The sequence below is a fragment of the Psychromarinibacter sediminicola genome (assembly GCF_029168335.1).
Lineage (GTDB): Bacteria > Pseudomonadota > Alphaproteobacteria > Rhodobacterales > Rhodobacteraceae > Psychromarinibacter > Psychromarinibacter sediminicola.
In genome coordinates this window covers 105,233-128,172 of sequence record NZ_JARGYC010000003.1, presented here as the reverse complement: position 1 = coordinate 128,172, position 22,940 = coordinate 105,233, and the positions used below count along the sequence as shown (strand labels likewise).

The window sequence follows — 22,940 nt, the reverse complement described above, 5'->3', positions numbered from 1 at the left end:
TCTTCTTCTCGTGTCAAATACGCTCGCCGAAGGTTCATGGCCCGGCCTCAGGCCCCGAGCGCGCCCAGCGTCATGTTCTGCCACATGCCCCACATCGCGGTGACGAAGATCGCCACCAGCCCGATCATCTGGGTATAGAGCCGCTGCCGCCGGAGCCGCCGGCGCAGCGCCCCGCCGGCCAGGCCCTGGCGGCGGATCGACCGTGCCGCCAGCAGGCTCAGCAGGCCGACGATCGCCAGCGGGAACAGGATGAGGAACAGCGCCTGCGCGAACTCGATCCAGTAGAAGAAGCCCAGGACGGCCAGCGCCGACAGGACGGCACAGGCCAGCCCCAGGATCCACAGCCCCGACACCTCGCCGATATGCAGGATGCGGTTGCAGTTGATCCGCACCAGATCCTCCAGATCGGCCTGGACGTGGCCTTCGTGCCGCGCGGCGCTCAGCACCAGGTCATAGGGCACGCCCAGCACCCAGTGGCTGGCCGAGGACCAGACCACGGCCAGCGCGATCCAGTACCAGAGGTTCGAAAAGGACCTCATGTCGATCAGTTCGAATACGGTGCTGTACCAGTCCACGGCTGCCCGTCCGTTCTTGTTCTGTGCGCGGACCCTAGTGCGGCACTGCGGCAATTCCTAGTCTTGCCGTCGTGGAAATTCCCTGCGATCTGTCCGGAGGCCACATCCCGAGGACAGGCATTTCAATGGTCACGATCCCCGCCCCCTTTCCCGCCGCCCGCTTCCGCCGGATGCGCGCCAGCGACGCGCGCCGCCGCCTGATGCGCGAGACGACGCTGACGGTGGACGATTTCATCTGGCCGATCTTCCTGCAGGCCGGCGAGAACGACGAGACCCCGGTGCCCTCGATGCCCGGCGTGGCGCGGCTGACCACGGACCGCGCGGTGAAGGCGGCGGAGATGGCCGCGGGCCTCGGCATCACCGCCATCTGCCTGTTTCCCTATACCGACCCGGCCTCGCGCACCGAGGACTGCGCCGAGGCCTGGAGCCCCGACAACACCACCAACCGCACGATCCGCGCGATCAAGGCCGCGGTGCCCGAGATCGCGATCATGACCGACGTGGCGCTCGACACCTACAACGCCCTGGGTCATGACGGCTTTGTCGTGGACGGCGAGATCGTCAACGACGAAACGGTCGAGGCGCTGGTGAAGATGACGCTGGCGCAGGCCGAGGCCGGTGCCGACATCATCGGGCCATCCGACATGATGGACGGCCGCATCGGTGCGATGCGCGCCGCGCTGGAACGGGACGGCCACCAGAACGTGACGATCCTGTCCTATGCCGCCAAATACGCCTCAGCCTTCTACGGCCCGTTCCGCGATGCGGTCGGCGCCACGGCGGCGCTGAAGGGCGACAAGAAGACCTACCAGATGGATCCCGGCAATACCGACGAGGCCGTCCGCCTGGTCGCCCGCGACCTCGCCGAAGGCGCCGACATGGTCATGGTGAAACCCGGCATGCCTTATCTCGACATCTGCCGCCGGGTGAAGACCGAGCTGCAGGTGCCCACCTACGCCTACCAGGTCTCCGGCGAATACGCGATGCTGAAGGCGGCGGAGGCCAATGGCTGGCTGGACGGGCCGACCGTGATGCTGGAGAGCCTTTTGTCTTTCAAAAGAGCAGGTTGCGACGGCATCCTCACCTATTTCGCGCCGGAGGCCGCCCGCGCCCTGAAAGCCGGCGCCTGAGCCGGCGCGCGGGCCTCCGCCCAGGAATGCATCCGATGGATGACAGCGCCGCGCGGATCGGCTAGACTATCTGCAAGCGCCGCGAAAACAGGCGCATCCAGGCACGGCAGTACAAGGGCAGATCCCATGACCATCCAATCCCGCCGCGGATTCATCGCGGCCGCCGGCAGCGCGGGCCTCCTGGCCGCCTGCGGCAACGGCATCGGCTCCAACGGCGCGCAGGTGATCGACCAGCGCGTCGACCGGACGCTCAACTATCTCTTCACCAACTACCCCGCCACCACCGACCTGCGCGACAAGTCCGTCGCCATGCTGGTGATGCCGCTGGTCACCAAGGCCGGCTTCGGGATCGGCGGCGCCTACGGCCGCGGCGCGCTGCGGATCGACGGGGTGACGGTCGACTACTACTCGGCCACCTCGGGCACCGTCGGGCTGCAGATCGGCGCGCAGCAGTATTCCCACGTGCTGTTCTTCATGACCTCCGAGTCGCTGGAGCGCTTCCGCCGTTCGCCCGGCTGGGCCGCCGGTGCCGATATCGAGTACACGCTGAACCAGCAGGGCGAGAACCTGACGGCCGAGACCACGACCACCATGTCGCCGGTCATCGCGCTGATCTTCGGCCAGGCGGGGCTGATCGCCGGCGCCACGCTGAAGGGCACGAAATACACAAGGATTATTCCCTGATCCGCATCAACGACCTGTCGTAAACACTTGAACGGGCGCGGCTATTCGTCGTCGCCCGTTTTCTTCGTCGCCTGCGCGGCGCCATAGCCCGACACGAAGGCCGCCACCAGATCCGCCAGCGACAGCGGCGGCGCCGCCGGCGGTCGCGGCCGGTAGGCCACGCCCAGCCCCAGCGTCAGAAACCCCAGCACCAGGCACCCGCCGCCGATCCAGCCTGCGGCAAAGGCCGTGCCGCCCCTGGCCTCCAGCACGACCCACAGCGCGATCCCGAGAAAGGCCAGCCCCGCCAGCAGCAGCCCCGCCGCCACGACCGCGAAGAACAGCCGCAGCGCCGCGCTGCGCAGGATCAGTGCGATCCGGTATTCCAGCGTCGCCCACATCAGCGGCGCCGCGTCATCCCGATCAGGAACCCGACGCCCGCCGCGATCGCCAGCGCCAGCATCGGCTGCCGGCGCACCGCCTCCAGCGCCTCGTCGGCCTTGTCGCCGGCATAACGCCCGGCCTCGGCCGCCATGCGCTCGCCCTCGTTCAGGGTGTGTTCGGCCGTGGCGCGGGCCCGGCCAAGCGCCTGCTCGCCCCGCGCGCGGCCATAGGCGCTCGCGCTCTCGGCAATCGCGGCGATGTCGGCGCGCAGCGTCTCGATCTGCGCCGCCAGGTCTTCCAGCGTCGGGTCGGTCTTCTTGTCGGCCATCGCACTCCCTCCAGGCTGAACGAGGTTAACCCTACCGGGTCATTGAGGAAATACAATGACGTGCATCAATGCCCCGTAGCAATGCCCCGTCTCAGTGCAGTGTGAACTCGCCCGTCACGTTGCGCCATTCGCCCGGCGCGATCATCTTGCGATGGGTGAACCGCACCGAATGCAGCGGCCCCTCGATCGATTCCTGCCAGAACTCGATGAACTCGAACAGTTTCGGGTGATCCGGCGCAAGGTCGTATTCCTGCCAGATGAAGGTGTTCAGGACGTTCTGAAAGTCGGGCATGCGGTAGTAGAACTCCGCCGTCGTCAGCCCATAGCCCTTCAGCATCAGGTCGGTCTCGGACATGCTCACATCGCGTCTCCTTTTTGGCCGGTAACGGGAATGATGCCGCAAATTCTTCAACAATCAATGAAAACAGTATGTTAGCAGTCACCCCGCGCGGCTGCTTGCACAAATGAAAGTCACTGTTGAACCCCACATCCCGCGCGCGCTATAGTGTGGCACAACAAGATATAGCGCCCCTCAAGAAAGGCGGAGTGGTACGTGAGCGACACGCCCGAACCCCCTGAGAACGAAGACGATTCCGGCCCCGAGCGCCCCGCGCCCTCCGGCCCCAGCGTGACCATCGAAAGCGAGATGCGCACCGCGTATCTCGATTACGCGATGTCGGTCATCGTGTCCCGCGCGATCCCGGATCTGCGCGATGGCCTGAAACCTGTGCACCGCCGGATTCTCTACGCGATGAACGAGGTGGGCAACACCTACGACAAGCCCTACCGCAAGTCCTCGCGCCCGGTGGCCGACACCATGGGCAAGTATCACCCGCACGGCGACGCGGCGATCTACGACGCGCTGGTGCGGATGGCGCAGGACTTTTCGATGTCCCTGCCCTTGCTGGACGGCCAGGGCAACTTCGGCTCGATGGACGGCGACCCGCCCGCGGCCTTCCGCTACACCGAGGTGCGGATGGCCAAGGCGGCGAATTACGTGCTGGCCGACATCGACAAGGAAACGGTCGATTTCCAGGACAACTACGACGGCAAGGATACCGAGCCGACGGTCCTGCCCGCCCGATTCCCCAACATGCTGGTCAACGGCGCCGGCGGCATCGCCGTCGGCATGGCCACCAACATCCCGCCGCACAACCTGGGCGAGGTGATCGACGCCACCCAGGCGCTGATCGAGGATCCCGACCTCGATTCGATCCAGCTGATGCAATACATCCAGGGGCCCGACTTCCCCACCGGCGGCGTGATCCTGGGGCGCTCCGGCGCGCGCAAGGCCTATACCGAGGGGCGCGGCAGCGTCGTTCTGCGCGCCCGCACCCGGGTCGAGGAGATCCGCAAGGACCGCTTCGCGATCATCGTCGACGACATCCCCTACCAGGTGAACAAGTTGAGGATGGTCGAGCAGATCGCCGATCTTGCACGGGAAAAGAAGATCGAGGGCATCTCGGGCGTGCAGGACGAATCCGACCGCGTCGGGGTGCGCGTGGTGATCGAACTGCGCCGCGACGCGACGCCCGACGTCGTGCTGAACCAGCTGTTCCGCTTCTCGCAGATGCAGACCTCGTTCGGCTGCAACATGCTGGCGCTGAACGGCGGCAAGCCCGAACAGCTCACGCTGCGCGAATTTCTCACGCATTTCATCAGCTTCCGCGAGGAAGTCGTGGCGCGCCGCACGGCCTTCGAGCTGCGCAAGGCGCGCGACCGCAGCCATATCCTCTGCGGTCTCGCCGTCGCCGTGTCGAACGTGGACGAGGTGGTCGCCACGATCCGTGGCTCCGCCGATGCCGGCGAGGCGCGCGAGAAGCTGATGACGCGCCGCTGGCCGGCCGCCGATATCGCCGAATACATCCGGCTGATCGACGACCCGACCCATACGATGAACGAGGACGGCACCTACAACCTGTCCGACCGGCAGGCCCGCGCGATCCTCGATCTGCGGCTGCAGCGCCTGACCCAGCTGGGCGTCAAGGAGATCACCGACGAACTTCAGGAGCTGGCCGGCAAGATCCGGGAATACCTGGAAATTCTCCGCTCGCGCGAGCGCATCATGGGAATCATCTCGGACGAGCTGGCCGAGGTGAAGGAACAGTTCGCCGTCCCCCGCCGCACCGAGATCGCCGAATGGTCCGGCGACATGATGGACGAGGACCTGATCGAGCGCGAGGACATGGTCGTGACGGTCACCCAGGGCGGCTATATCAAGCGCGTGCCGCTGGTGGAGTTCCGCGAGCAGAAGCGCGGCGGCAAGGGGCTGTCGGGCGGCGGGCTGAAGGACGACGACGTGGTCACCTCTATGTTCGTGGCCAATACGCACACGCCCTTGCTGTTCTTCACGACCGACGGGATGGTCTACAAGCTCAAGACCTGGCGCCTGCCCTCGGGCAGCCGCACCTCGCGCGGCAAGGCGATCGTCAACATCCTGCCGATCCCGCAGGGCGTCTCGATCGCCGCGATCATGCCGGTGGACGTGCCGGAAGACGACTGGTCGGACCTGCAGATCTTCTTCGCCACCTCCCAGGGCGACGTCCGTCGCAACGCGCTGTCGGATTTCACCAACGTGAAGTCGAACGGCAAGATCGCGATGAAACTGCCGGACGACGTGAGCCTGGTGAACGCCCGCATCTGCACCGAGACCGACGACGTGATGCTGGTGACGGCCAAGGGCCGCGCCATCCGCTTCCCCACCACGGAGGTGCGCGTCTTCAAGGGCCGCGATTCGACCGGCGTGCGCGGCATCCGGCTGGCGAGCGGCGACTCCGTCGTCTCCATGGCGATTCTGCGCCATTTCGAGGCATCGGCCGAGGAACGCGCCGCCTATCTCAAGATGCGCCGCGCCGTGGCCGGCATGGCCGACGATGCCGAGGGCAACGAGGACGACGATCAGGTCGCCGACGTCGCCCTGCCCCAGGAACGCTATGCCGAGATGTCGGCCGCCGAGGAGCTGATCCTCACCATCACCTCCGGCGGCTCGGGCAAGCTGTCCTCCAGCCACGACTACCCCGTCCGCGGCCGCGGCGGCCAGGGCGTGGCGGCGATGGACAAGGCGCTGCGCGGCGGCCCGCTCGTCGCCTCCTTCCCCGTCGAGATGGACGACCAGATCATGCTCGTCACCTCCACCGGCCAGTCGATCCGCTGCCCCGTCGACGGCATCTCCTTCCGCTCGCGCGGCGCCGGCGGCGTCAAGGTGTTCAACACCGCGCCGGGCGAAGAGGTCGTCTCGGTCGCCTGGATCGCCGAACAGAACGGAGACGCGCCGGACGTGTAACCGCATGTCCGGCCGCCGGCGGCAATTTCCCCAACTCCGCCACATTTCCGCCCCGTTCCCGCCCATCCCCTTGTCGACCGTCGATCTGTCGGCGGGGGCGCGGACGAGAGAGAGCGGGGGAGATCACATGACCATGACCGTCAGCCAAACGGCCGCCATCCTCGACAGGCCGACCCGCGCCATCGCGGCCCTGATCCGCGTCGTGACCGGCGCCTTCTTCCTGGCCACCGCCGTCACGCTCGCCACCTCCAATGCCGGCGCGCCGCTCCTGGACGGGCTTCTGCCCGACACCGCCGCGCGCAACGCCACCGCCGTCTATCTCGCGATCACGGCCCTGGCCCTGACGCTGCGGCTCGGCGTCCGGCCGGCCGCCTTGCTGCTGGCCGCCTATGTCCTCACCACCGGCCCCCTCGCCGCCGCCGCGCCCGGCCTGCCCGGAACGCTGGAGATCGCGCGGATCGACATCGTCCTTCTCTTCGCCCTGCTGGCCGCCGGCCTCGCCGAACCCCGGCCCCTGCACCGCGCCTTGGTCGCGCCGCGCCGGGTCGCCCCGGGCGAAGGCGCCGACACCCCCCGCCCGGACGCGGCCGAGGCGCCCGCCAGCCCCCGGCGCAACCTGTTCGCCGACCTGTGGGACAGCGACAGCCCCACCGCCTGAGCCGCGCGAAAATTTCCACGCGACCGCTTCCCAGCGCCCCGATCACCCTCTAGATCGGGGCCATGACACAAACGCTCCACATCGTCGGCGGCGGCATGGCCGGGTCTGAGGCCGCCTGGCAGGCCGCCAATGCCGGCATCCCCGTCACCCTGCACGAGATGCGGCCCAAGGTCGGCACCTTCGCCCACAGGACCGGCCAGCTGGCCGAGATGGTCTGCTCGAACTCGTTCCGCTCGGACGACGACGAACAGAACGCCGTGGGCCTTCTGCACTGGGAAATGCGCGCCGCCGGCGGCCTGGTGATGGAGATGGCCGACGCCCACCGCCTGCCCGCGGGCGGCGCGCTCGCCGTCGACCGCGACCCCTTCGCCGAGGCGGTGACCGCGCGCCTGCGCGCCCACCCGAACGTCACCGTGGAAGAGGGCGAGATCACCGCCCTGCCCGCCGACGGTCACTGGATCGTCGCCACCGGCCCGCTCACCTCCGGCGCCCTGGCCGAGGCGATCCGCGCCGAGACCGGGGCCGAGGCGCTGGCCTTCTTCGACGCCATCGCGCCCATCGTCTATGCCGACTCGATCGACATGGAAAAGGCGTGGTTCCAGTCCCGCTACGACAAGGGCGAGACCGAAGAGGAGCGCACCGCCTACCTCAACTGCCCGATGGACAAACCCACCTACGAGGCGTTCATCGACGCGCTGATCGCCGCCGACAAGACCGCGTTCCACGAGGGCGAGACGGCGAAATACTTCGACGGCTGCCTGCCGATCGAGGTGATGGCCGAACGCGGCCGCGAAACCCTGCGCCACGGCCCGATGAAGCCCGTGGGCCTGACCAACCCGCACCAGCCCGACATCAAGCCGCACGCCATCGTGCAGCTGCGCCGCGACAACGCGCTGGGGACGCTGTTCAACATCGTCGGCTTCCAGACCAAGATGAAGTACGGCGCGCAGGCGGATGTCTTCCGGATGATTCCCGGGCTGGAACAGGCCCGCTTCGCCCGCCTCGGCGGCATCCACCGCAACACCTTCCTGAATTCGCCCACGCTGCTCGACGACCGGATGCGCCTGCGCTCGCGCCCCAACATCCGCTTCGCCGGGCAGATCACCGGGGTCGAGGGCTATGTCGAATCCGCCGCCATGGGCCTGCTCGCGGGCCGTCTCGCCGCGGCCGAGATCCGCGGCCACCCGCTGCCGCCGCCGCCGCCGGAAACCGCGATGGGCGCGCTCATTCACCACATCACCGGCGGCGCGGAGGCCAAGACCTTCCAGCCGATGAACGTCAATTTCGGCCTGTTCCCGCCGGTGGACCTGAAAGGCGGGCGCCGCAACCGCCCCGCCCGCTACAAGGCCTATACCGACCGCGCCAAGGCCGCCTGGACCGGCTGGCTCACCGCCGCCGACGCCGCCGCGGCCTGAGAGCAGCGCGCTCCCCTCCCCTTTGCAGGGGGAGGGCCAGGGAGGGGGCCGACGGCGCCACAGGCACCGATGCCGGGCCGGAGATCCGCCCCCGCCGCCCGCGCCGCCGCCATGAAAACCGGCCCCGGACCGGCCGATCCGCTGGACGCGCGCCGCCCGAGCCCCTAACTTCCCTTCATGACGCAAAAATATCTCGACAAGGTCTACAACGTTCAAACCCCGGAGGAGACCCGGGCGCTCTACGACCGCTGGGCCGACAGCTACGACGACGAGGTGCTGGACAACGGCTATGCCACGCCGGTCCGCGTCGCCCGCGCGCTGGCGGCGCAGATTCGCAACATGGACCGCCCGATCCTCGATTTCGGCTGCGGCACCGGGCTGTCCGGCGCGGCGCTCTTGCAGCAGGGCTTTACCGTGGTCGACGGCGCCGATCTCTCCGCCGACATGCTGGCCGGCGCCCGCGAAAAGGGCATCTACCGCGATCTCTGGCAGGTGCATCCCGGCTCCGACCTGCCCTTCGACCCCGGCGCCTATCTGGCGATCGTCGCCACCGGCGTGGTCGGCGCCGGCGCCGCGCCGCCCGACACGCTGGATCTCTTGATGGGACAGCTCGCGCCCGGCGGCCTCTTCGCCTTCAGCTTCAACGATCACACGCTGACGGACGACGCCTATACGCACCGCTTGCGCGCCTGGACGGCCGACGGCGTCGCGCATCAGCTCTTCGAAGAGCATGGCGAGCATCTGCCCGGCATCGGTCTCGGCTCCACGGTCTACGTGTTCGAGAAGGCGTGAGCTACGCCACCCGCTTCGCCCCCTCGCCCACCGGGCTTCTGCATCTCGGCCACGCCTTCTCGGCGCTGACCGCGTTCGACCGCGCCGCCGCGCAGGGCGGCACCTTCCTGCTGCGCATCGAGGATATCGACCGCGACCGCTCGCGCGCGTCCTACGAGGCGATGATCTTCGAGGATCTGCACTGGCTGGGCCTCGCCTGGCCCGAGCCGGTGATGCGGCAGTCCGACCGGATGCCCGCCTACCGCGCCGCGCTCGACCGGCTGATCGCGATGGGGCTGTGCTATCCCTGCAGCTGCACCCGCGGCGACATCCGCGCCGCGCTTTCGGCGCCGCAGGAGGGCGCGCCGGTCCAGGGCCCCGACGGCCTGGTCTATCCCGGCACCTGCCGCGGCCGCCCGATGGCCGGCGCCGGCCCGACCGACGCCATCCGCCTCGACATCCGCGCCGCGCTCGACCATCTCGGCGCGGCCCCCTTTTTCGACGAAAAAGGGCCGCTCCACGAAGGCCGCCACGCCATCGCTCCCGAGGACGTGATCCACGGCATCGGCGACGTGATCCTGGCGCGCAAGGAGATGGGCACCTCCTATCACCTCTCGGTCGTGGTGGACGACGCCGCCCAGGCGATCACCGAGGTGGTGCGCGGCGACGACCTGTTCGCCGCGACCCGCATCCACGTCCTGCTCCAGGCGCTCTTGGACCTGCCGGTGCCGGCCTATTACCACCACCGCCTGATCCGCGACGAGACCGGCAAGCGGCTGGCCAAGCGCGACGACGCCCGCGCCATCCGCAGCTATCGCGCGGCCGGGCTCAGCCCCTCGGACCTCCGCGGACTGACCACGGACAGTTAGCGCTATCTATAACGAAACCAAAGACTTGGCCCCCCGTCCAACCTCGGACACTCACACCATCGGCGCCATGATCTCCACGTCCTCCCCGTCCCGGACGGCCGTGTAGAAACAGCTCCGCCGGTTCGTATGACACGCCGGCCCCACCTGCCGGACCAGCACCAGCAGGCAATCCCGGTCGCAATCCACCCGCATCTCCACCAATTCCTGCACGTGCCCCGAGGTTTCTCCCTTCACCCAGAAATCGCCCCGCGAGCGCGACCAATAGGTCACCCGCCCGCTCTCCAGCGTCCGCCCCACGGCCTCTTCGTTCATCCACGCCAGCATCAGCACCTCCCCCGTCTCCGCCTCCTGCGCGATGACGGGCACGAGCCCCCGATCGTCGAATTTCAACCTGCCCGGATCGAATACCATGATTATTCCTTCCCACGCGGCCAGCGCCGCCCTAAATAGGGGAACTCATGCAGAGGGAAAAGCCATGAGCGACAGCGATCTCATCAAGCTCTACTCGGGCCGCATCCTGGAACTGGCCGCCGACATCCCCCGGACCGGCCGCCTCGACGCTCCCCAGGCCTCGGTCAAGAAACGCTCGCCCCTCTGCGGCTCCACCGTCACGGTCGACCTGGTCACCGAAAACGGCCGCATCGCCGACTTCGCCCAGGACGTGAAGGCCTGCGCCCTCGGCCAGGCCGCCGCCGCCGTGGTCGGCGCCAACATCCTCGGCACGACCCGTGCCCAGGTCGAGACCGCGCGCGACCAGCTCAAGGCGATGCTGAAATCCGACGGCCCCGTTCCGGACGCCCCTTTCGACGGGCTCGAGGTGCTGCTGCCCGCCCGCGACTTCAAGAACCGCCACGCCTCGATCATGCTGACGCTCGACGCCGCCGCCGAAGCCTTCGCCGAGGCCGAGAACTCCGCCTGCGCCTGACCGGGCTTCTTCTCGTTCCAAATACGCAAATCCCGCCCCTCCCTTCCGCCCTGACCCCGATCAGGCGCGCCGTCCCACCTGTTGGCGGCCACCGCGACGCGCGCAGCGCGGCGCAACAAAAAAAACCGCCGCACTCCCGGGACAAGGAGGCGGCGGTCAGGGGCGTCTGTTCATTCAGGCAACCGGAGCCCGGGACAGTGAGGCAGACCCGAACCAGGGACAGGTAGCGCGCGCTTCAGTTTGGGGACACGAGCGCGCAGCTCCGGCGGATGACAGGACGCAGGCAGATCAGACGAGACCCGGCAGGTTCAGCCCCACGATCAGCATCAGGACAAGCGCGGCAGCGCCGGCCGCATCCTGAAGCAGGGTGGCCGAGGAGCGGGACAGGATCTCTTTCAATTCGGTCATCATGGGCGTCGGTCCTCTCTGTTGCCCCTTTGTTCTCAAATTCGGTTCGAATTGTAAAGAACTTTTTAGGAACATTTGCGAACAGAGCGGGGTCGCGGCGCTAACCCACTGAAATCAGGCGAATCGCCTTCTCCTGCTCCATCAGCCACAGGAGCATCCGCGCCGCCTTGCCCCGGTCGCTCTCCAGCGTCGGGTCGTCGGCCAAAAGGCGCCGCGCATCCGATTGCGCCAGCGCCATCAGCGCCGACTGTCGCTCCAGGTCCGCCACCCGGAACTTCGGCAGCCCGGATTGCGCCGTGCCGATCAGGTCGCCCGCGCCGCGCATCGCCAGGTCCTCCTCGGCGATGCGGAAGCCGTCCTCGGTCTCGCGCAGGACCTCCAGCCGGCGGCGCCCGCCGTCGGACAGCGGTGGCTGGTACATCAGCAGGCAGGTCGAGGCCGCCTCGCCCCGCCCGACGCGCCCGCGCAGCTGGTGCAGCTGCGCCAGGCCAAAGCTCTCGGCCCGCTCGATCACCATGATCGAGGCGTTGGGCACGTTGACCCCCACCTCGATGACGGTCGTCGAGACCAGCACCGCGGACTCGCCCGCCACGAAGCGCGCCATCGCCGCATCCTTGTCGCGCGGCGGCATCTGGCCGTGGACCAGCCCCACGTGACCTTCGCCGAGCGCCGCGCGCAGCTGCCTGAACCGGTCCTCGGCGGCGGTCATGTCGAGCGTCTCGCTCTCCTCGACCAGCGGACAGACCCAGTAGCACTGCCGCCCCTCGCCGATCGCGTGGCGCAGCCGGTCCACCACCTCGTCCATCCGCCCGGCCGAAACGAGGACCGTCGCAATCGGCTTGCGCCCCGGCGGTTTCTCGTCCAGCACCGAGACGTCCATGTCGCCGTATTGCGCCAGGCTCAGCGAGCGCGGGATCGGCGTGGCCGTCATCACCAGCACGTCCACCGCGCGCCCCTTCGCGCCCAATTCCATCCGCTGCGCCACGCCGAACCGGTGCTGTTCGTCGATCACCGCCAGCCGCAGGTCGTGGAACGCCACGTCGCGGCTGAAGACGGCATGGGTGCCCACGAGGATCTGGATGTCGCCGGCCTTCAGCGCCGCCAGCTTCGCCGCCCGCTCGCCCCCCTTGTCGCGCCCGGTCAGCAGCTCAAGCACCACGCCCGCCGCCTCCGCCAGCGGCCGCAGCCCCTCCAGGTGCTGCCGGGCGAGGATCTCGGTCGGCGCCATCATCACGCCCTGCCCGCCGGCCTCCACCGCGACCAAGAGCGCCATCAGCGCGACCAGCGTCTTGCCCGCGCCCACGTCGCCCTGCAAGAGCCGGTTCATCCGCTGCGCCCGGCCCATGTCGGCGGCGATCTCCTCCAGCGCCCGCTCCTGCGCGCCGGTCGGCGAATACGGCAGCGAGGACAACACCTTGCGGCGCAATCTTCCATCGCCGTGGGTCTCGATCCCCTTGCCCTTGCGCAGCGCGCTCCGGGCCAGCGCGAGGGTCAGCTGATGCGCCAAGAGCTCGTCATAGGCCAGCCGCTGCCGCGCCGGCGCGGTGGGCGACAGTTCGTCCAGGCTCAGCGGATGATGCGCCGCCTCCACCGCCGCGCGCCAGTGCGGCCAGCCCTCCTGCGCGCGCAGCGGCCCGTCGATCCACTCCTCCGGCTCCGGCAGGCGGGCCAGCGCGCTTTGCACCGCGCGATACATGACCCGCTGCGTGACGCCGGCGGTCAGGGGATAGACCGGCTCGAAATTCGGGATGTCGTCGGCCTCGTCGGGCGGCAGGATATGGTCGGGATGCACCATCTGGCCGATCCCGTCGAAAAGCTCCACCTTGCCCGACACGATGCGCCGCTGCCCCGTCGGCAGCTGCCGCTTCAGCCAGTCGCCGCGGGCATGGAAGAAGACCAGCTGAAAGGTCGTCTGCGCGTCGCGCACCTCCACCCGGTAGGGCCGGGTCTTGGTGGCGGGCGGCAGGTGGCGGCCGACCTCCACCTCGACGGTCATCGTCGCGGGCAGCTCGACGCCCTGGATCGACCCGCGCCGGCGGCGGTCGATGCCGCTATAGGGCAGCGTGAAGATCAGGTCGCGCGGCTTGGTGACGTCGATCTTCTCCAGCGCCTTGGCCACCTTCGGCCCGACACCGTCCAGCGTGTCGATCCCGGCGAAGAGCGGGAACAGGGGCTCGGGCCGGGTGCTCATGCGTCGCCGATCAGCGTCAGCCAGGCATCCTCGTCGATGGTCTCCACGCCCAGCTCCGCCGCCTTCTTCGCCTTCGACCCGGCGCCCGGCCCCGCGACCAGCAGGTCGGTCTTGCCCGAGACCGAGCCCGAGACCTTGGCCCCCAGCGCCTCGGCCCGCGCCTTGGCCTCGGCGCGGGTCATCTTTTCCAGGCTGCCGGTGAAGACGACGGTCTTGCCCGCCACGGGGCTGTCCGAGGTGTCGGGCGCCTCGACGTCCTGCACGTCCAGCTCCGCCACCAGCCGGTCGATCGAGGCGCGCTCGGCCTCCTGGTGGAAGGTGGTGACGAGCGAAACGGCGACGGTCGTGCCGATCCCGTCGATGCCGACGAGGTCGTCCCAGGCGGCGCGGGCGTCCTCCGGCACCGGCGGCTCCTCGGCCCATATCCTGTCGCGCGTCGCGGCGATCTCGGCGCGGCGGCCCTCTTCGGCGGCGCGCTGGCGCTCGGCGGTCACCGCCGCCTCGGCCTGCAGGTAGCGCTGCGCCGCCGGGCCGGCCGCGTCGACCGCGCTCGCGAACGCCTCCCAACTGCCGAAATGCCGCGCGAGATCGGCCGAGGCCACCTCGCCCACATGCCGGATCCCGAGCGCGAAGATCAGGCGGTTCAGCTCGATTTGTCGTTTCTCGTCAATCGCTTCGAACAGGTTCTTCGCGCTTTTCTCGCCATAGCCCTCGCGGTTTTTCAGCTTGGCCACGTTCTGCGCGTCGCGCCGTTCCAGCGTGAAGATGTCGGCCGGCTCGCGGATCGGCAGCGTGTCGTCGCGGTAGAACATCTCGATCTGCCGCGCGCCCAGCCCCTCGATGTCGAAGGCGGCGCGGCTGACGAAATGCTTCAGCTTCTCCACCGCCTGCGCCGGGCAGACCAGCCCGCCGGTGCAGCGCCGCACCGCGTCGCCCTCCTCGCGCACCGCTTCGGAGCCGCATTCGGGGCACTCGGTCGGGAAGTCGTAGGGTTCCGCGCCGTCGGGCCGCTCGGACAGGTCCACATCGGCCACTTTCGGGATCACGTCGCCGGCGCGATAGACCTGCACCCAGTCGCCCTCGCGGATGTCCTTGCCGTCGCGGATCGGCGCGCCGCGGGCGTCGCGGCCGGCGATGTAGTCCTCGTTGTGCAGCGTCGCGTTGGAGACGACGACGCCGCCCACCGTCACTGGCGTCAGCCGCGCCACCGGGCTGAGCGCGCCGGTGCGGCCGACCTGGATCTCGATCTTCTCCAGCCGGGTCCAGGCGAGTTCCGCCGGGAACTTGTGCGCGATGGCCCAGCGGGGCGTGGTGGAGCGGTAGCCGAGCCGCCGCTGCAGCTCCAGGTCGTTGACCTTGTAGACGACGCCGTCGATATCATAGCCGAGCGTGGCGCGCTGCGCCTCGATCTCGGCGTAATGCGCCAGCATCTCGTCCAGCCCCTCGCAGAGCCGGGTCAGCGGGTTGGTCTGGAACCCCAGCTCCGACAGCCGCTCGATGGCGCCCATCTGCGTGTCCGCCAGCGCGTCGCTGATCTCGCCCCAGGCATAGGCGAAAAAGCGCAGCGGGCGGGCGGCGGTGATCCGGGAATCCAGCTGGCGCAAGGAGCCGGCGGCGGCGTTGCGCGGGTTGGCGAAGGTCTTGCCGCCCTGCTCTTCCTGGCGCGCGTTGAGCGTGGCGAAATCGGCATGGCTCATATAGACCTCGCCGCGCACCTCCAGCACGTCGGGGGCGCCGGACAGCCGCTCGGGGATGTCCTCGATGGTCCGGGCGTTGGCGGTGACGTTCTCGCCGGTCTCGCCGTCGCCGCGCGTGGCCGCCTGCACCAGCCGCCCGCCCTCGTAGCGCAGCGACAGCGACAGCCCGTCGATCTTCGGCTCGGCGGTATAGGCCAGGCCCGGGGCGTCCTCGCCCATCCCGAGATACCGGCGCACGGTGTCGTTGAAATCGGCGACGTCGCCGTCGGCGAAGGCGTTGGCCAGCGACATCATCCGGACGGCATGCGTGACCTTGGCGAAGGTCTCGGCCACCGGACCGCCGACCTGCTCGGACGGGCTGTCGGACCGTTTCAGTGCCGGAAAGGCCGCCTCGATCTCGGCGTTGCGCCGTTTCAGCGCATCGTATTCGGCGTCCGATATCTCCGGCGCGTCCTCGGTATGGTACGCCCGGTTGGCGCGCGCCAGCGCATCGGCGAGCGAGGCGAGTTCCTGCGCCGCCTCGGCCTCGGTCAGTTCGGATACCGGTTTGTCGTCGGCCACGCGCCCAAGCCTCCCAGGATGCCCTCCGACTTGATAGGAGCGCACCCCGAAGAGGTCCAGCCCGCGCGTGGGGCCGCCGCCCCGTCCTTTGGCGTCAGGCGCCGATGGCGATCTGGTCGGTCATCTCGCCCGGCTCGGGGTCGCGCAGCACATAGCCGCGGCCCCAGACCGTCTCGATATAGTTCTCGCCGCCCGTGGCCTGGCTGAGTTTCTTGCGCAGCTTGCAGATGAACACGTCGATGATCTTGAGTTCCGGCTCGTCCATGCCGCCATAGAGATGGTTGAGGAACATCTCCTTGGTCAGCGTCGTGCCCTTGCGCAGGCTCAGAAGTTCCAGCATCTGGTATTCCTTGCCCGTGAGGTGAACCGGCTTGCCGCTGACCTCCACCGTCTTGGCGTCGAGGTTCACCTCGATCACGCCGGTGCGGATGACCGACTGCGAATGCCCCTTGGACCGGCGGATGATCGCGTGGATGCGGGCGACCAGTTCCTCGCGGTGAAAGGGCTTCGTCAGGTAGTCGTCGGCGCCGAAGCCGAAGCCTTTCAGCTTGTTCTCGGTATCGTCGGCCCCGGTCAGGATCAGGATCGGCGTGTCGACGCGCGCGATGCGCAGCTGGCGCAGCACGTCGTGGCCGTTCATGTCGGGAAGGTTCAGATCGAGCAGGATCAGATCGTAATCGTAGAGCTTGGCAAGATCGATCCCCTCCTCGCCCAGATCGGTGGCGTAGACGTTGAGATTGGCATGCGACAGCATCAGTTCGATGCTGCGCGAGGTCGCCGGATCGTCTTCAACCAAAAGAACACGCATTCGAGATACTCCGCTCTCAACCCTTCCGTTGTGTCCGACCTTGCAGAAGAAAGGTTAATCACTGGTTACCAGTGGAAGGGATGCTGACACAGCGTCCCGCATTTCGCAAAAAGTATTGCACTCTCAGAAACTTATTTTCGATAGAATGTGCCGGGACTTTTATCCGAAGAAGGACTTGGCGCCGCGCCGGCACGGGACGGTCCGGGCGCGCGTGTCTTCGGCCCCGCGGCCGTGGCGTCGATCCGTCAGCGGTATCTCTGCAGCGACGTGGCCTTCAGCGCGGCTTCGCCGTGGCGTTGCACCGCCATCACCCAGGATTCGAACTCGTCGTCGCTCAGCCCGTAGATCTGCAGCGCTTCCTCGCGCGCGATCAGCCCCGATGCCACCCCGCGCACCACCGCGGCCTTGCGGCTGGCCACCCAGCGCCGGGTGTCCGGCGCGGGCAGATCCGCCCGGCTCATCGTCGTACCGTCCGGCAATGTAACGGTGCGCGGACCGTCCACCTTGCGTAAGTACATCGTCAGGTCCCCTCAGATATGACGCGGCGACGTTGGCCGGATTGGCTTAATTTGCGGTGAAGGGGGGCCTTGCGAGTGTCTCGCATTTTCCTATATTCCCGGCGATCCCGAACAGGAGGGCGCGATGGCGCTGGACGGACATCTGAACTCGCTGGGCCTTGCCAAGGCACCGGCCGACACCCGTGTCGTCGTGGCGATGTCCGGCGGCGTGGATTCGTCCGTCGTCGCGGCCGAGCTGGCGCGCGAGGGCTACGACGTGGTCGGCGTGACGCTTCAGCTCTATGACCACGGCGCGGCGCTGGCCAAGAAGGGCGCCTGCTGCGCCGGGATCGACATCCACGACGCGCGGCGGGTGGCCGAGGAGATGGGCTTTCCGCATTACGTGCTGGATTACGAGAACATCTTCCGCGACGCCGTGATCGACGAGTTCGCCGACAGCTACCTGGCCGGCGCCACGCCGGTGCCCTGCATCCGCTGCAACGAGCGGGTGAAGTTCAAGGATCTGCTGGAGACGGCGAAGGATCTCGACGCCGACTGCATGGCGACGGGGCATTACATCCAGCGCAAGCTGGGCGATGCCGGGGCGGAGCTGCACCGGGCGGCCGATCCGGCGCGCGACCAGAGCTACTTTCTGTTCTCCACCACGCCGGAGCAGCTGGACTTCCTGCGCTTTCCGCTGGGGCATCTGGAGTCGAAGGAGGCGACGCGGGCGCTGGCGGCGAAGCACGGGCTGGGCGTGGCGGACAAGCCCGACAGCCAGGACATCTGCTTCGTGCCGGACGGCAACTATGCCGGCGTGATCGAGAAGCTGCGGCCCGGCGCCGCCGAGCCGGGCGAGATCGTGCATGCCGACGGCCGGGTGCTGGGCGCGCATCCGGGCGTGATCCACTACACCATCGGCCAGCGCCGGGGTCTGGGCATCGGCGGGCTGGACGAGCCGCTCTACGTGGTCCGGCTCGACGTGGAGAACCGCCGCGTGGTGGTGGGCCCGCGCGAGATGCTGGCGACGCGCACGGTGCCGGTGGCGGAAGTCAACTGGCTGGGCGACGCGCCGTTCACGAGCCGGGCGGAATGGCCGCTGGCGGTCAAGCTGCGCTCGACCCGGCCGCCGCGCGAGGCGGTCGTGCGACCGCTGTCCGAGACCGAGGCCGAAGTGGAGCTTCTGACGCCCGAGGAAGGCGTGTCGCCCGGGCAGGCCTGCGTGTTCTACGCGCCGGAAGGCTCGCGGGTCTTCGGGGGCGGATGGATTCGGAAAGGCTGAGACCCGGCCGGCTGCCGGCGGAGAACCGGACGGGCCGGAAAGGCCGGCCGGCCCCGGCCGGCCTGTTCCTCCGCCGACCCCCGGGGTTCAGACGATGCCCAGCTTGGCCTCCCGCGCCGCGCGCAGCCGCGCGAAATCGTCGCCCGCGTGATAGCTCGACCGCGTCAGCGGCGTGGCCGAGACCATCAGGAACCCCTTGCCATAGGCCGATTTCTCGTAGCCCGCGAACTCGTCGGGCGTCACGAAGCGGTCGACGCGGTGATGCTTGGGCGTCGGCTGCAGGTACTGGCCGATGGTCAGGAAATCCACATCCGCCGCGCGCATGTCGTCCATCACCTGGCGGACCTCCTCGGCCCGCTCGCCCAGGCCGACCATGATGCCGGACTTGGTGAACATCGCGGGGTCCAGCTCCTTCACCCGCTGCAGCAGGCGCAGCGAATGGAAATACCGCGCCCCCGGCCGCACGCTGGGATACAGCCCCGGCACCGTCTCCAGGTTGTGGTTGAACACGTCCGGCTTCGCCGCGACCACCACCTCCAGCACCGACGGGTCGCATTTCAGGAAATCCGGCGTCAGGATCTCGATGGTCGTCCCCGGTGCCTGCTTGCGGATCGCGCGGATGGTCATCGCGAAATGCTCCGCGCCGCCGTCCTCCACATCGTCGCGGTCGACCGAGGTGATGACCACGTGGTTCAGGCCGAGCTTCTTGACGGCGTCCGCCACGCGGCCCGGCTCGAACACGTCCAGCGCCTCGGGCCGGCCGGTCGCCACGTTGCAGAAGGTGCAGCCGCGGGTGCAGATCTCGCCCATGATCATCATGGTCGCGTGGCCCTGGGACCAGCATTCGCCCACATTCGGACAGCCCGCCTCTTCGCAGACCGTCGTCAGCTTGTGGGTCCGCATGATCTCGCGGGTCTCGGAATAGCCCTTCGACGTCGGCGCCTTCACGCGGATCCAGTCGGGTTTCCGCGGCTGATCGTTGTCGGGGCGGTGCGCCTTTTCCGGGTGGCGCTGATCGGGGATCTTCAAGTCGCGCATGTCGTCTCCTCACTCCCCGGAACCCATAGCGCATTTTTCCGGAAGATCGAATGGACTTCACGTCACTTTCAGCACTCTGCATGACGGCTATGCACTCGTATCAGCCGTATCAGTTGGGGCGGGCCTTGCACAAGACGACGGCGCCCGCGCCCGGACGGCCGCCCCTTGCTACGCCATAGCCTGCCGCCCCTAGCCGATCATGTCCGCCTCGGCGCCCAGCCCCGCGTAATGCCGCTTCAGCCGTTGCAGCGCGATCTTCAGCACGATCTTGCCCGAGCGCGCCGACCAGCCCATCCGCTTCTCCGCCTGCTCCAGGCCTTCCAGGAAACAGCAGCAGCGCAGCACCACGTCGCCCAGCCCGGGCCCCAGATCGCGCAGCGCCGCGGCCACCCGGTCGCGCGCCCCCTCCGAGCCGCGGCCGCCGCCCGCTGGGTTGAACCCGCCGCGGTCGCCGCCGGTCAGGAACCGGTCCCAGTTCTGCGCCACGCGCGGCCCCAACTGCGCCAGCTCGAAATCCTCGCGCAGCCGCTCGCCGGCGCTCACCAGGTCGGGGCTCAGGAACGGCGTGCCGTCCTTGTCCTTGCGCCGCGCCAGCGCGATCACCGGGCTTTCGTTGGCGTTGTAGCGGATGCGCCGCCCGCGCCCGCCGCCGTCGGGGGCCACCGGCCGGCTGCCGTAGTCGCGGTGCTGGTCGGTGAAGGCCTGCGGCGCCTCGGCGAAACCGGCCTGGGCGGCATCCGCCTCGGCGATCAGGCGCTTCAGCGCCGACCGGCCCGCCTGGGTCAGCCGATAGCGCGCGATCCGGCCCTTGGACTGCCCCTCGATCCAGTCCTTCAGCGCGAAGGCCTCGGCGATCTCGGCATCCATCACGGCGGTGCGCACGCTGCGCCCGTCGGCCGTCTCGCGGACCACGACCGCCTTGTCCATCCCCGGTGCCACGGCCAGCACCGCGTCGGGCTCGGCCAGCCGGCGCAGGATTCGCCTGGCCTCGGCATTGATCTTGTCGTCATCGGGCCAGTCCCGTTTCTCGATGCGCCGTTCCATCTTCATATACTGGGTCTCCTCACGTGAGCTGATCGGCGTCCGAAGCGCGGCGGCTGCCAGCCGGTCGAACGCCATGTCCACGAGCGGATCGTCGCGACGGGTCTCGTTGCGCCGGATCTGGCGCAGCACGGTCGAGGCGTGGCAGCCGGCGGCGCGCGCCAGCGCCCGAATCGACTGTCCGCATTCCGTGTGCACCAGGTAGTGGCGCACATGGTCCGGTACCCATGCGGGAAATGGGTGTCCCCCGATGTCCCCAAATTGTGCCGTCATCATGAATGATGCCCCTGACGGTTCGCTCGCTTGGTCCTGGGCCCGGCGCCTGCATCTGTCCCCCGCAAACGGCCGGGCGGCCGAAGCCTTAACAACTTGTGGTGGAATTCGTTTCCATTTCGTTAATATTGCCCACAGTCATCGAAGACTGTCCCCAAGACGTGAACATATCCCTAACGGCACGGACCGGCGGCGTTCTCGCGCAACATCGCCCCGGTCGGCTGCAGTCTCTGCTCCGTCAACACGGAAAAAGAGGCCGACCATGTCCGAACTCCTGCATCTCGTCAGCGCGCTGCGCCGCCCCCGCCTCCTGCTCGCCGCGGTGCGCCACGGGCTCACGGAATACAACCGTGAGAAGACCTTGCGCCGGCTGACCGGCGGCGGCGCGCTTCCCGCACCGCGCCGCGCGGTGCAGTCGCTGCTGCTGGCCGAAGAGATGCAGGAGGCGGCCCGCCTTGCGCGCGAGGCGACCTACAGCCCGGCCCGGCATATCGAGATTCTGGTCGCGCTGATCGCCGAGGCGCGCACCCTGTCCTCGGAGGCCGCGCGCAGCGAGCGCGCGGCGACCGCCCCGCCGCCGCTGCGCGCGGCCGGGATCAGGTGAAGCTGTCCGGCATCTGCGCCTTCTTGCGCGCGATATAGTCGTTCAGCGCCTCGGCGATGCCGGGGTCGAGGTCCGGCTGCTGGTAGTCGCCCAGAAGCTTCGTCACCCGGTCCCAGGCATAGCTGCGGGTGTCGCGCGCGCCTTCCTCGACCCAGGTCTCGTAGGGCTTGTAGTCGAAGATCTCGCTGCGCCAGAAGGCGGTCTTGAAATTGCGCTGGGTGTGGCCGCAGCCCAGATAGTGGCCGCCCGGCCCCACCTCGCGCAGCGCGTCCATCGCCTGCGATTCTTCGTCGATCGGCACCCCCTGCGCCAGCTTGTGCAGCGCGCCCAGCTGGTCGGCATCCATCACGAACTTGCGGAACGAGGCGACGAGCCCGCCCTCCATCCAGCCGCAGGCGTGCAGCATGAAGTTCACGCCCGCCAAAAGCCCCATGTTCAGCGAATTGGCGGTCTCGTAGGCCGCCTGCGCATCGGCGAGCTTCGAGCCGGTGAACGACCCGGCCGAGCGGAACGGCAGCCCCAGCCGCCGCGCCAGCTGCCCCGCGCCATAAGTGATCTGCGCGGCCTCGGGCGTGCCGAAGGTCGGCGCGCCGGAATTCATGTCGATCGAGGTGACGAAGGCGCCGAAGATCACCGGCGCCCCGGGGCGCACCAGCTGCGAATAGGCCACGCCCGCCATCACCTCGGCCAGCACCTGCGTCAGCGTCCCCGCCACCGACACCGGCGCCATCGCGCCGCCCACGATGAAGGGCGAGATGATCGCCGCCTGGTTCGCCGCGGCATAGACCTCCAGCGCGCCCATCATCGTCGCGTCGAAGGTCAAGGGCGAGTTGATGTTGATGAGCGAGGTCATCACCGTGTTGTCCTGCACGAAGTCCGGCCCGAACAGGATCTCGCACATCTCCACCGAATCGCGCGCCCGGCTGGGCTCTGTCACGGAGCCCATGAACGGCTTGTCCGACAGCGTCATATGGGCGTGCAGCATGTCGAGATGCCGCTTGTTCACGGCCACATCCGTCGGCTCGCAGACGGTGCCGCCAGAATGGTGCAGCCATTTCGACATGTAGCCGAGCTTCACGAAATTTCGGAAATCCTCGATCGTGGCATAGCGGCGCACGTTGTCCAGGTCGTTGATGAAGGGCGGCCCGTAGACCGGCGCCAGCACCAGGTTCCGGCCGCCGATCTCCACCGATTTCTCGGGGTTGCGCGCCACTTGCGTGAATTGCGACGGCGCGGTGGCGCATAGCTGTCGCGCCAGCCCGCGCGGGATGTGCACCCGCTCGCCCTGCACGTCGGCGCCGGCCTCGCGCCAGCGCTCCAGCGCGGCGGGGTTCTCGACGAAGTTCACCCCGATCTCTTCCAGCACCGTCTCGGCATTGCGCTCGATGACCGCGATCGCCTCGTCGTCCAGAATCTCGTAGTTCGGGATGTTGCGCTCGATGAACCGCGCAACCTCGATCCGGGCGGAGGTCCGCTCCGCTCGCCGCGCGGCTCCGCCGCCGCCCCGTCCCCTGCGCCGTGTCGCTGCCTCTGCCATCG

Annotated in this window: 23 protein-coding genes; 10 read left to right on the top strand and 13 right to left on the bottom strand. The window is 68.5% G+C overall.

All coding sequences use genetic code 11. The annotated features are described in order from the left end of the window. Positions 1-47 precede the first annotated feature (47 nt). Entirely contained in the window at positions 48-575 is a 528-nt protein-coding gene (locus P1J78_RS02260; RefSeq protein WP_275565688.1) for a component of SufBCD complex, read from the bottom strand. Between the two features lie 125 nt (positions 576-700). Between P1J78_RS02260 and hemB the strand changes: the two genes are divergently transcribed. Both hemB and P1J78_RS02250 read left to right on the top strand, forming a co-directional pair. After that, complete coding sequence (gene hemB / locus P1J78_RS02255) at positions 701-1,705, top strand: porphobilinogen synthase (protein ID WP_275565687.1); 1,005 nt, start codon at positions 701-703, stop codon at positions 1,703-1,705. A gap of 126 nt (positions 1,706-1,831) precedes the next feature. After that, complete coding sequence (locus P1J78_RS02250; RefSeq protein WP_275565686.1) at positions 1,832-2,389, top strand: lipid-binding SYLF domain-containing protein; 558 nt, start codon at positions 1,832-1,834, stop codon at positions 2,387-2,389. A gap of 41 nt (positions 2,390-2,430) precedes the next feature. Here P1J78_RS02250 and P1J78_RS02245 read toward each other — a convergent pair whose 3' ends face one another. From P1J78_RS02245 to P1J78_RS02235, 3 genes are all read right to left on the bottom strand, one after another. Continuing rightward, complete coding sequence (locus P1J78_RS02245; RefSeq protein WP_275565685.1) at positions 2,431-2,769, bottom strand: hypothetical protein; 339 nt, start codon at positions 2,767-2,769, stop codon at positions 2,431-2,433. After that, positions 2,769-3,080 carry an ElaB/YgaM/YqjD family protein gene (locus P1J78_RS02240; protein ID WP_275565684.1) on the bottom strand — a complete coding sequence of 104 codons (312 nt, stop codon included), beginning with the start codon at positions 3,078-3,080 and terminating at the stop codon, positions 2,769-2,771. Before P1J78_RS02240 ends, P1J78_RS02245 begins: the two co-directional genes overlap by 1 nt. 91 nt (positions 3,081-3,171) lie before the next feature. Next, a complete protein-coding gene (locus tag P1J78_RS02235; RefSeq protein ID WP_275565683.1) occupies positions 3,172-3,441 on the bottom strand; it encodes an usg protein in 270 nt (89 codons plus the stop codon). A gap of 192 nt (positions 3,442-3,633) precedes the next feature. Between P1J78_RS02235 and gyrA the strand changes: the two genes are divergently transcribed. From gyrA to gluQRS, 5 genes are all read left to right on the top strand, one after another. Continuing rightward, on the top strand, positions 3,634-6,363 hold the full coding sequence (gyrA, locus tag P1J78_RS02230) for a DNA gyrase subunit A (RefSeq protein WP_275565682.1): 2,730 nt from the start codon (positions 3,634-3,636) through the stop codon (positions 6,361-6,363). A 127-nt stretch (positions 6,364-6,490) separates the two neighbouring features. Next, positions 6,491-7,021, top strand: coding sequence for a hypothetical protein (locus tag P1J78_RS02225; protein WP_275565681.1), 531 nt, complete (start codon positions 6,491-6,493; stop codon positions 7,019-7,021). A 62-nt stretch (positions 7,022-7,083) separates the two neighbouring features. After that, positions 7,084-8,436 (top strand): methylenetetrahydrofolate--tRNA-(uracil(54)-C(5))-methyltransferase (FADH(2)-oxidizing) TrmFO, encoded by a 1,353-nt coding sequence (gene trmFO, locus P1J78_RS02220; RefSeq protein WP_275565680.1) that lies wholly within the window; start codon positions 7,084-7,086, stop codon positions 8,434-8,436. A gap of 177 nt (positions 8,437-8,613) precedes the next feature. Beyond that, positions 8,614-9,228, top strand: a complete 615-nt coding sequence (locus P1J78_RS02215; RefSeq protein ID WP_275565679.1) for a class I SAM-dependent DNA methyltransferase — start codon at positions 8,614-8,616, stop codon at positions 9,226-9,228. Then, complete coding sequence (gene gluQRS, locus P1J78_RS02210; protein WP_275565678.1) at positions 9,225-10,076, top strand: tRNA glutamyl-Q(34) synthetase GluQRS; 852 nt, start codon at positions 9,225-9,227, stop codon at positions 10,074-10,076. The genes P1J78_RS02215 and gluQRS overlap by 4 nt, the downstream gene beginning before the upstream one ends. Before the next feature lie 51 nt (positions 10,077-10,127). Here the strand turns inward: gluQRS and hisI are convergent, their stop codons facing one another. Then, positions 10,128-10,487: a phosphoribosyl-AMP cyclohydrolase gene (gene hisI / locus P1J78_RS02205; RefSeq protein WP_275565677.1), complete on the bottom strand. Its 360-nt coding sequence runs from the start codon at positions 10,485-10,487 to the stop codon at positions 10,128-10,130. Positions 10,488-10,551: 64 nt separating this feature from the next. Here hisI and P1J78_RS02200 point away from each other — a divergent pair, with 64 nt between their 5' ends. After that, a complete protein-coding gene (locus tag P1J78_RS02200; protein ID WP_275565676.1) occupies positions 10,552-11,001 on the top strand; it encodes an iron-sulfur cluster assembly scaffold protein in 450 nt (149 codons plus the stop codon). A gap of 288 nt (positions 11,002-11,289) precedes the next feature. On the opposite strand, the gene P1J78_RS02195 is transcribed toward P1J78_RS02200, so the two are convergent. The 5 genes from P1J78_RS02195 to sciP form a co-directional block, all read right to left on the bottom strand. Further along, entirely contained in the window at positions 11,290-11,412 is a 123-nt protein-coding gene (locus tag P1J78_RS02195; RefSeq protein ID WP_275565675.1) for a hypothetical protein, read from the bottom strand. Between the two features lie 97 nt (positions 11,413-11,509). Then, entirely contained in the window at positions 11,510-13,600 is a 2,091-nt protein-coding gene (gene recG / locus P1J78_RS02190; protein WP_275565674.1) for an ATP-dependent DNA helicase RecG, read from the bottom strand. Continuing rightward, positions 13,597-15,858: an NAD-dependent DNA ligase LigA gene (gene ligA / locus P1J78_RS02185; protein WP_275565673.1), complete on the bottom strand. Its 2,262-nt coding sequence runs from the start codon at positions 15,856-15,858 to the stop codon at positions 13,597-13,599. Before ligA ends, recG begins: the two co-directional genes overlap by 4 nt. 94 nt (positions 15,859-15,952) lie before the next feature. Further along, positions 15,953-16,666 carry a response regulator transcription factor CtrA gene (gene ctrA / locus P1J78_RS02180; RefSeq protein WP_275565672.1) on the bottom strand — a complete coding sequence of 238 codons (714 nt, stop codon included), beginning with the start codon at positions 16,664-16,666 and terminating at the stop codon, positions 15,953-15,955. A gap of 245 nt (positions 16,667-16,911) precedes the next feature. Continuing rightward, complete coding sequence (gene sciP, locus P1J78_RS02175; RefSeq protein WP_275565671.1) at positions 16,912-17,184, bottom strand: CtrA inhibitor SciP; 273 nt, start codon at positions 17,182-17,184, stop codon at positions 16,912-16,914. Positions 17,185-17,308: 124 nt separating this feature from the next. On the opposite strand from sciP, the gene mnmA reads away from it, so the two are divergent. Continuing rightward, positions 17,309-18,445, top strand: coding sequence for a tRNA 2-thiouridine(34) synthase MnmA (gene mnmA, locus P1J78_RS02170; protein ID WP_275565670.1), 1,137 nt, complete (start codon positions 17,309-17,311; stop codon positions 18,443-18,445). Between the two features lie 87 nt (positions 18,446-18,532). Here the strand turns inward: mnmA and lipA are convergent, their stop codons facing one another. Both lipA and P1J78_RS02160 read right to left on the bottom strand, forming a co-directional pair. Next, positions 18,533-19,483, bottom strand: a complete 951-nt coding sequence (lipA, locus tag P1J78_RS02165; RefSeq protein ID WP_275565669.1) for a lipoyl synthase — start codon at positions 19,481-19,483, stop codon at positions 18,533-18,535. Positions 19,484-19,672: 189 nt separating this feature from the next. Then, positions 19,673-20,797 carry a DUF6456 domain-containing protein gene (locus P1J78_RS02160; protein ID WP_275565668.1) on the bottom strand — a complete coding sequence of 375 codons (1,125 nt, stop codon included), beginning with the start codon at positions 20,795-20,797 and terminating at the stop codon, positions 19,673-19,675. Between the two features lie 262 nt (positions 20,798-21,059). On the opposite strand from P1J78_RS02160, the gene P1J78_RS02155 reads away from it, so the two are divergent. Then, positions 21,060-21,401 carry a DUF6477 family protein gene (locus tag P1J78_RS02155; RefSeq protein WP_275565667.1) on the top strand — a complete coding sequence of 114 codons (342 nt, stop codon included), beginning with the start codon at positions 21,060-21,062 and terminating at the stop codon, positions 21,399-21,401. On the opposite strand, the gene P1J78_RS02150 is transcribed toward P1J78_RS02155, so the two are convergent. Continuing rightward, entirely contained in the window at positions 21,394-22,938 is a 1,545-nt protein-coding gene (locus P1J78_RS02150) for a trimethylamine methyltransferase family protein (protein ID WP_275565666.1), read from the bottom strand. The genes P1J78_RS02155 and P1J78_RS02150 overlap by 8 nt on opposite strands. Between the last annotated feature and the right edge of the window lie 2 nt (positions 22,939-22,940).

What these genes read in the sequence shown, in the direction of transcription:
- hemB (WP_275565687.1), top strand. Translation starts at nt 701, where the DNA reads ATGGTCACGATCCCCGCCCCCTTTCCCGCCGCCCGCTTCCGCCGGATG.
- P1J78_RS02250 (WP_275565686.1), top strand. Translation starts at nt 1,832, where the DNA reads ATGACCATCCAATCCCGCCGCGGATTCATCGCGGCCGCCGGCAGCGCG.
- P1J78_RS02245 (WP_275565685.1), bottom strand. Translation starts at nt 2,769, where the DNA reads ATGTGGGCGACGCTGGAATACCGGATCGCACTGATCCTGCGCAGCGCG.
- P1J78_RS02240 (WP_275565684.1), bottom strand. Translation starts at nt 3,080, where the DNA reads ATGGCCGACAAGAAGACCGACCCGACGCTGGAAGACCTGGCGGCGCAG.
- P1J78_RS02225 (WP_275565681.1), top strand. Translation starts at nt 6,491, where the DNA reads ATGACCATGACCGTCAGCCAAACGGCCGCCATCCTCGACAGGCCGACC.
- trmFO (WP_275565680.1), top strand. Translation starts at nt 7,084, where the DNA reads ATGACACAAACGCTCCACATCGTCGGCGGCGGCATGGCCGGGTCTGAG.
- P1J78_RS02215 (WP_275565679.1), top strand. Translation starts at nt 8,614, where the DNA reads ATGACGCAAAAATATCTCGACAAGGTCTACAACGTTCAAACCCCGGAG.
- hisI (WP_275565677.1), bottom strand. Translation starts at nt 10,487, where the DNA reads ATGGTATTCGATCCGGGCAGGTTGAAATTCGACGATCGGGGGCTCGTG.
- P1J78_RS02200 (WP_275565676.1), top strand. Translation starts at nt 10,552, where the DNA reads ATGAGCGACAGCGATCTCATCAAGCTCTACTCGGGCCGCATCCTGGAA.
- P1J78_RS02195 (WP_275565675.1), bottom strand. Translation starts at nt 11,412, where the DNA reads ATGATGACCGAATTGAAAGAGATCCTGTCCCGCTCCTCGGCCACCCTG.
- recG (WP_275565674.1), bottom strand. Translation starts at nt 13,600, where the DNA reads ATGAGCACCCGGCCCGAGCCCCTGTTCCCGCTCTTCGCCGGGATCGAC.
- ctrA (WP_275565672.1), bottom strand. Translation starts at nt 16,666, where the DNA reads ATGCGTGTTCTTTTGGTTGAAGACGATCCGGCGACCTCGCGCAGCATC.
- sciP (WP_275565671.1), bottom strand. Translation starts at nt 17,184, where the DNA reads ATGTACTTACGCAAGGTGGACGGTCCGCGCACCGTTACATTGCCGGAC.
- mnmA (WP_275565670.1), top strand. Translation starts at nt 17,309, where the DNA reads ATGGCGCTGGACGGACATCTGAACTCGCTGGGCCTTGCCAAGGCACCG.
- lipA (WP_275565669.1), bottom strand. Translation starts at nt 19,483, where the DNA reads ATGCGCGACTTGAAGATCCCCGATCAGCGCCACCCGGAAAAGGCGCAC.
- P1J78_RS02160 (WP_275565668.1), bottom strand. Translation starts at nt 20,797, where the DNA reads ATGACGGCACAATTTGGGGACATCGGGGGACACCCATTTCCCGCATGG.
- P1J78_RS02155 (WP_275565667.1), top strand. Translation starts at nt 21,060, where the DNA reads ATGTCCGAACTCCTGCATCTCGTCAGCGCGCTGCGCCGCCCCCGCCTC.
- P1J78_RS02150 (WP_275565666.1), bottom strand. Translation starts at nt 22,938, where the DNA reads ATGGCAGAGGCAGCGACACGGCGCAGGGGACGGGGCGGCGGCGGAGCC.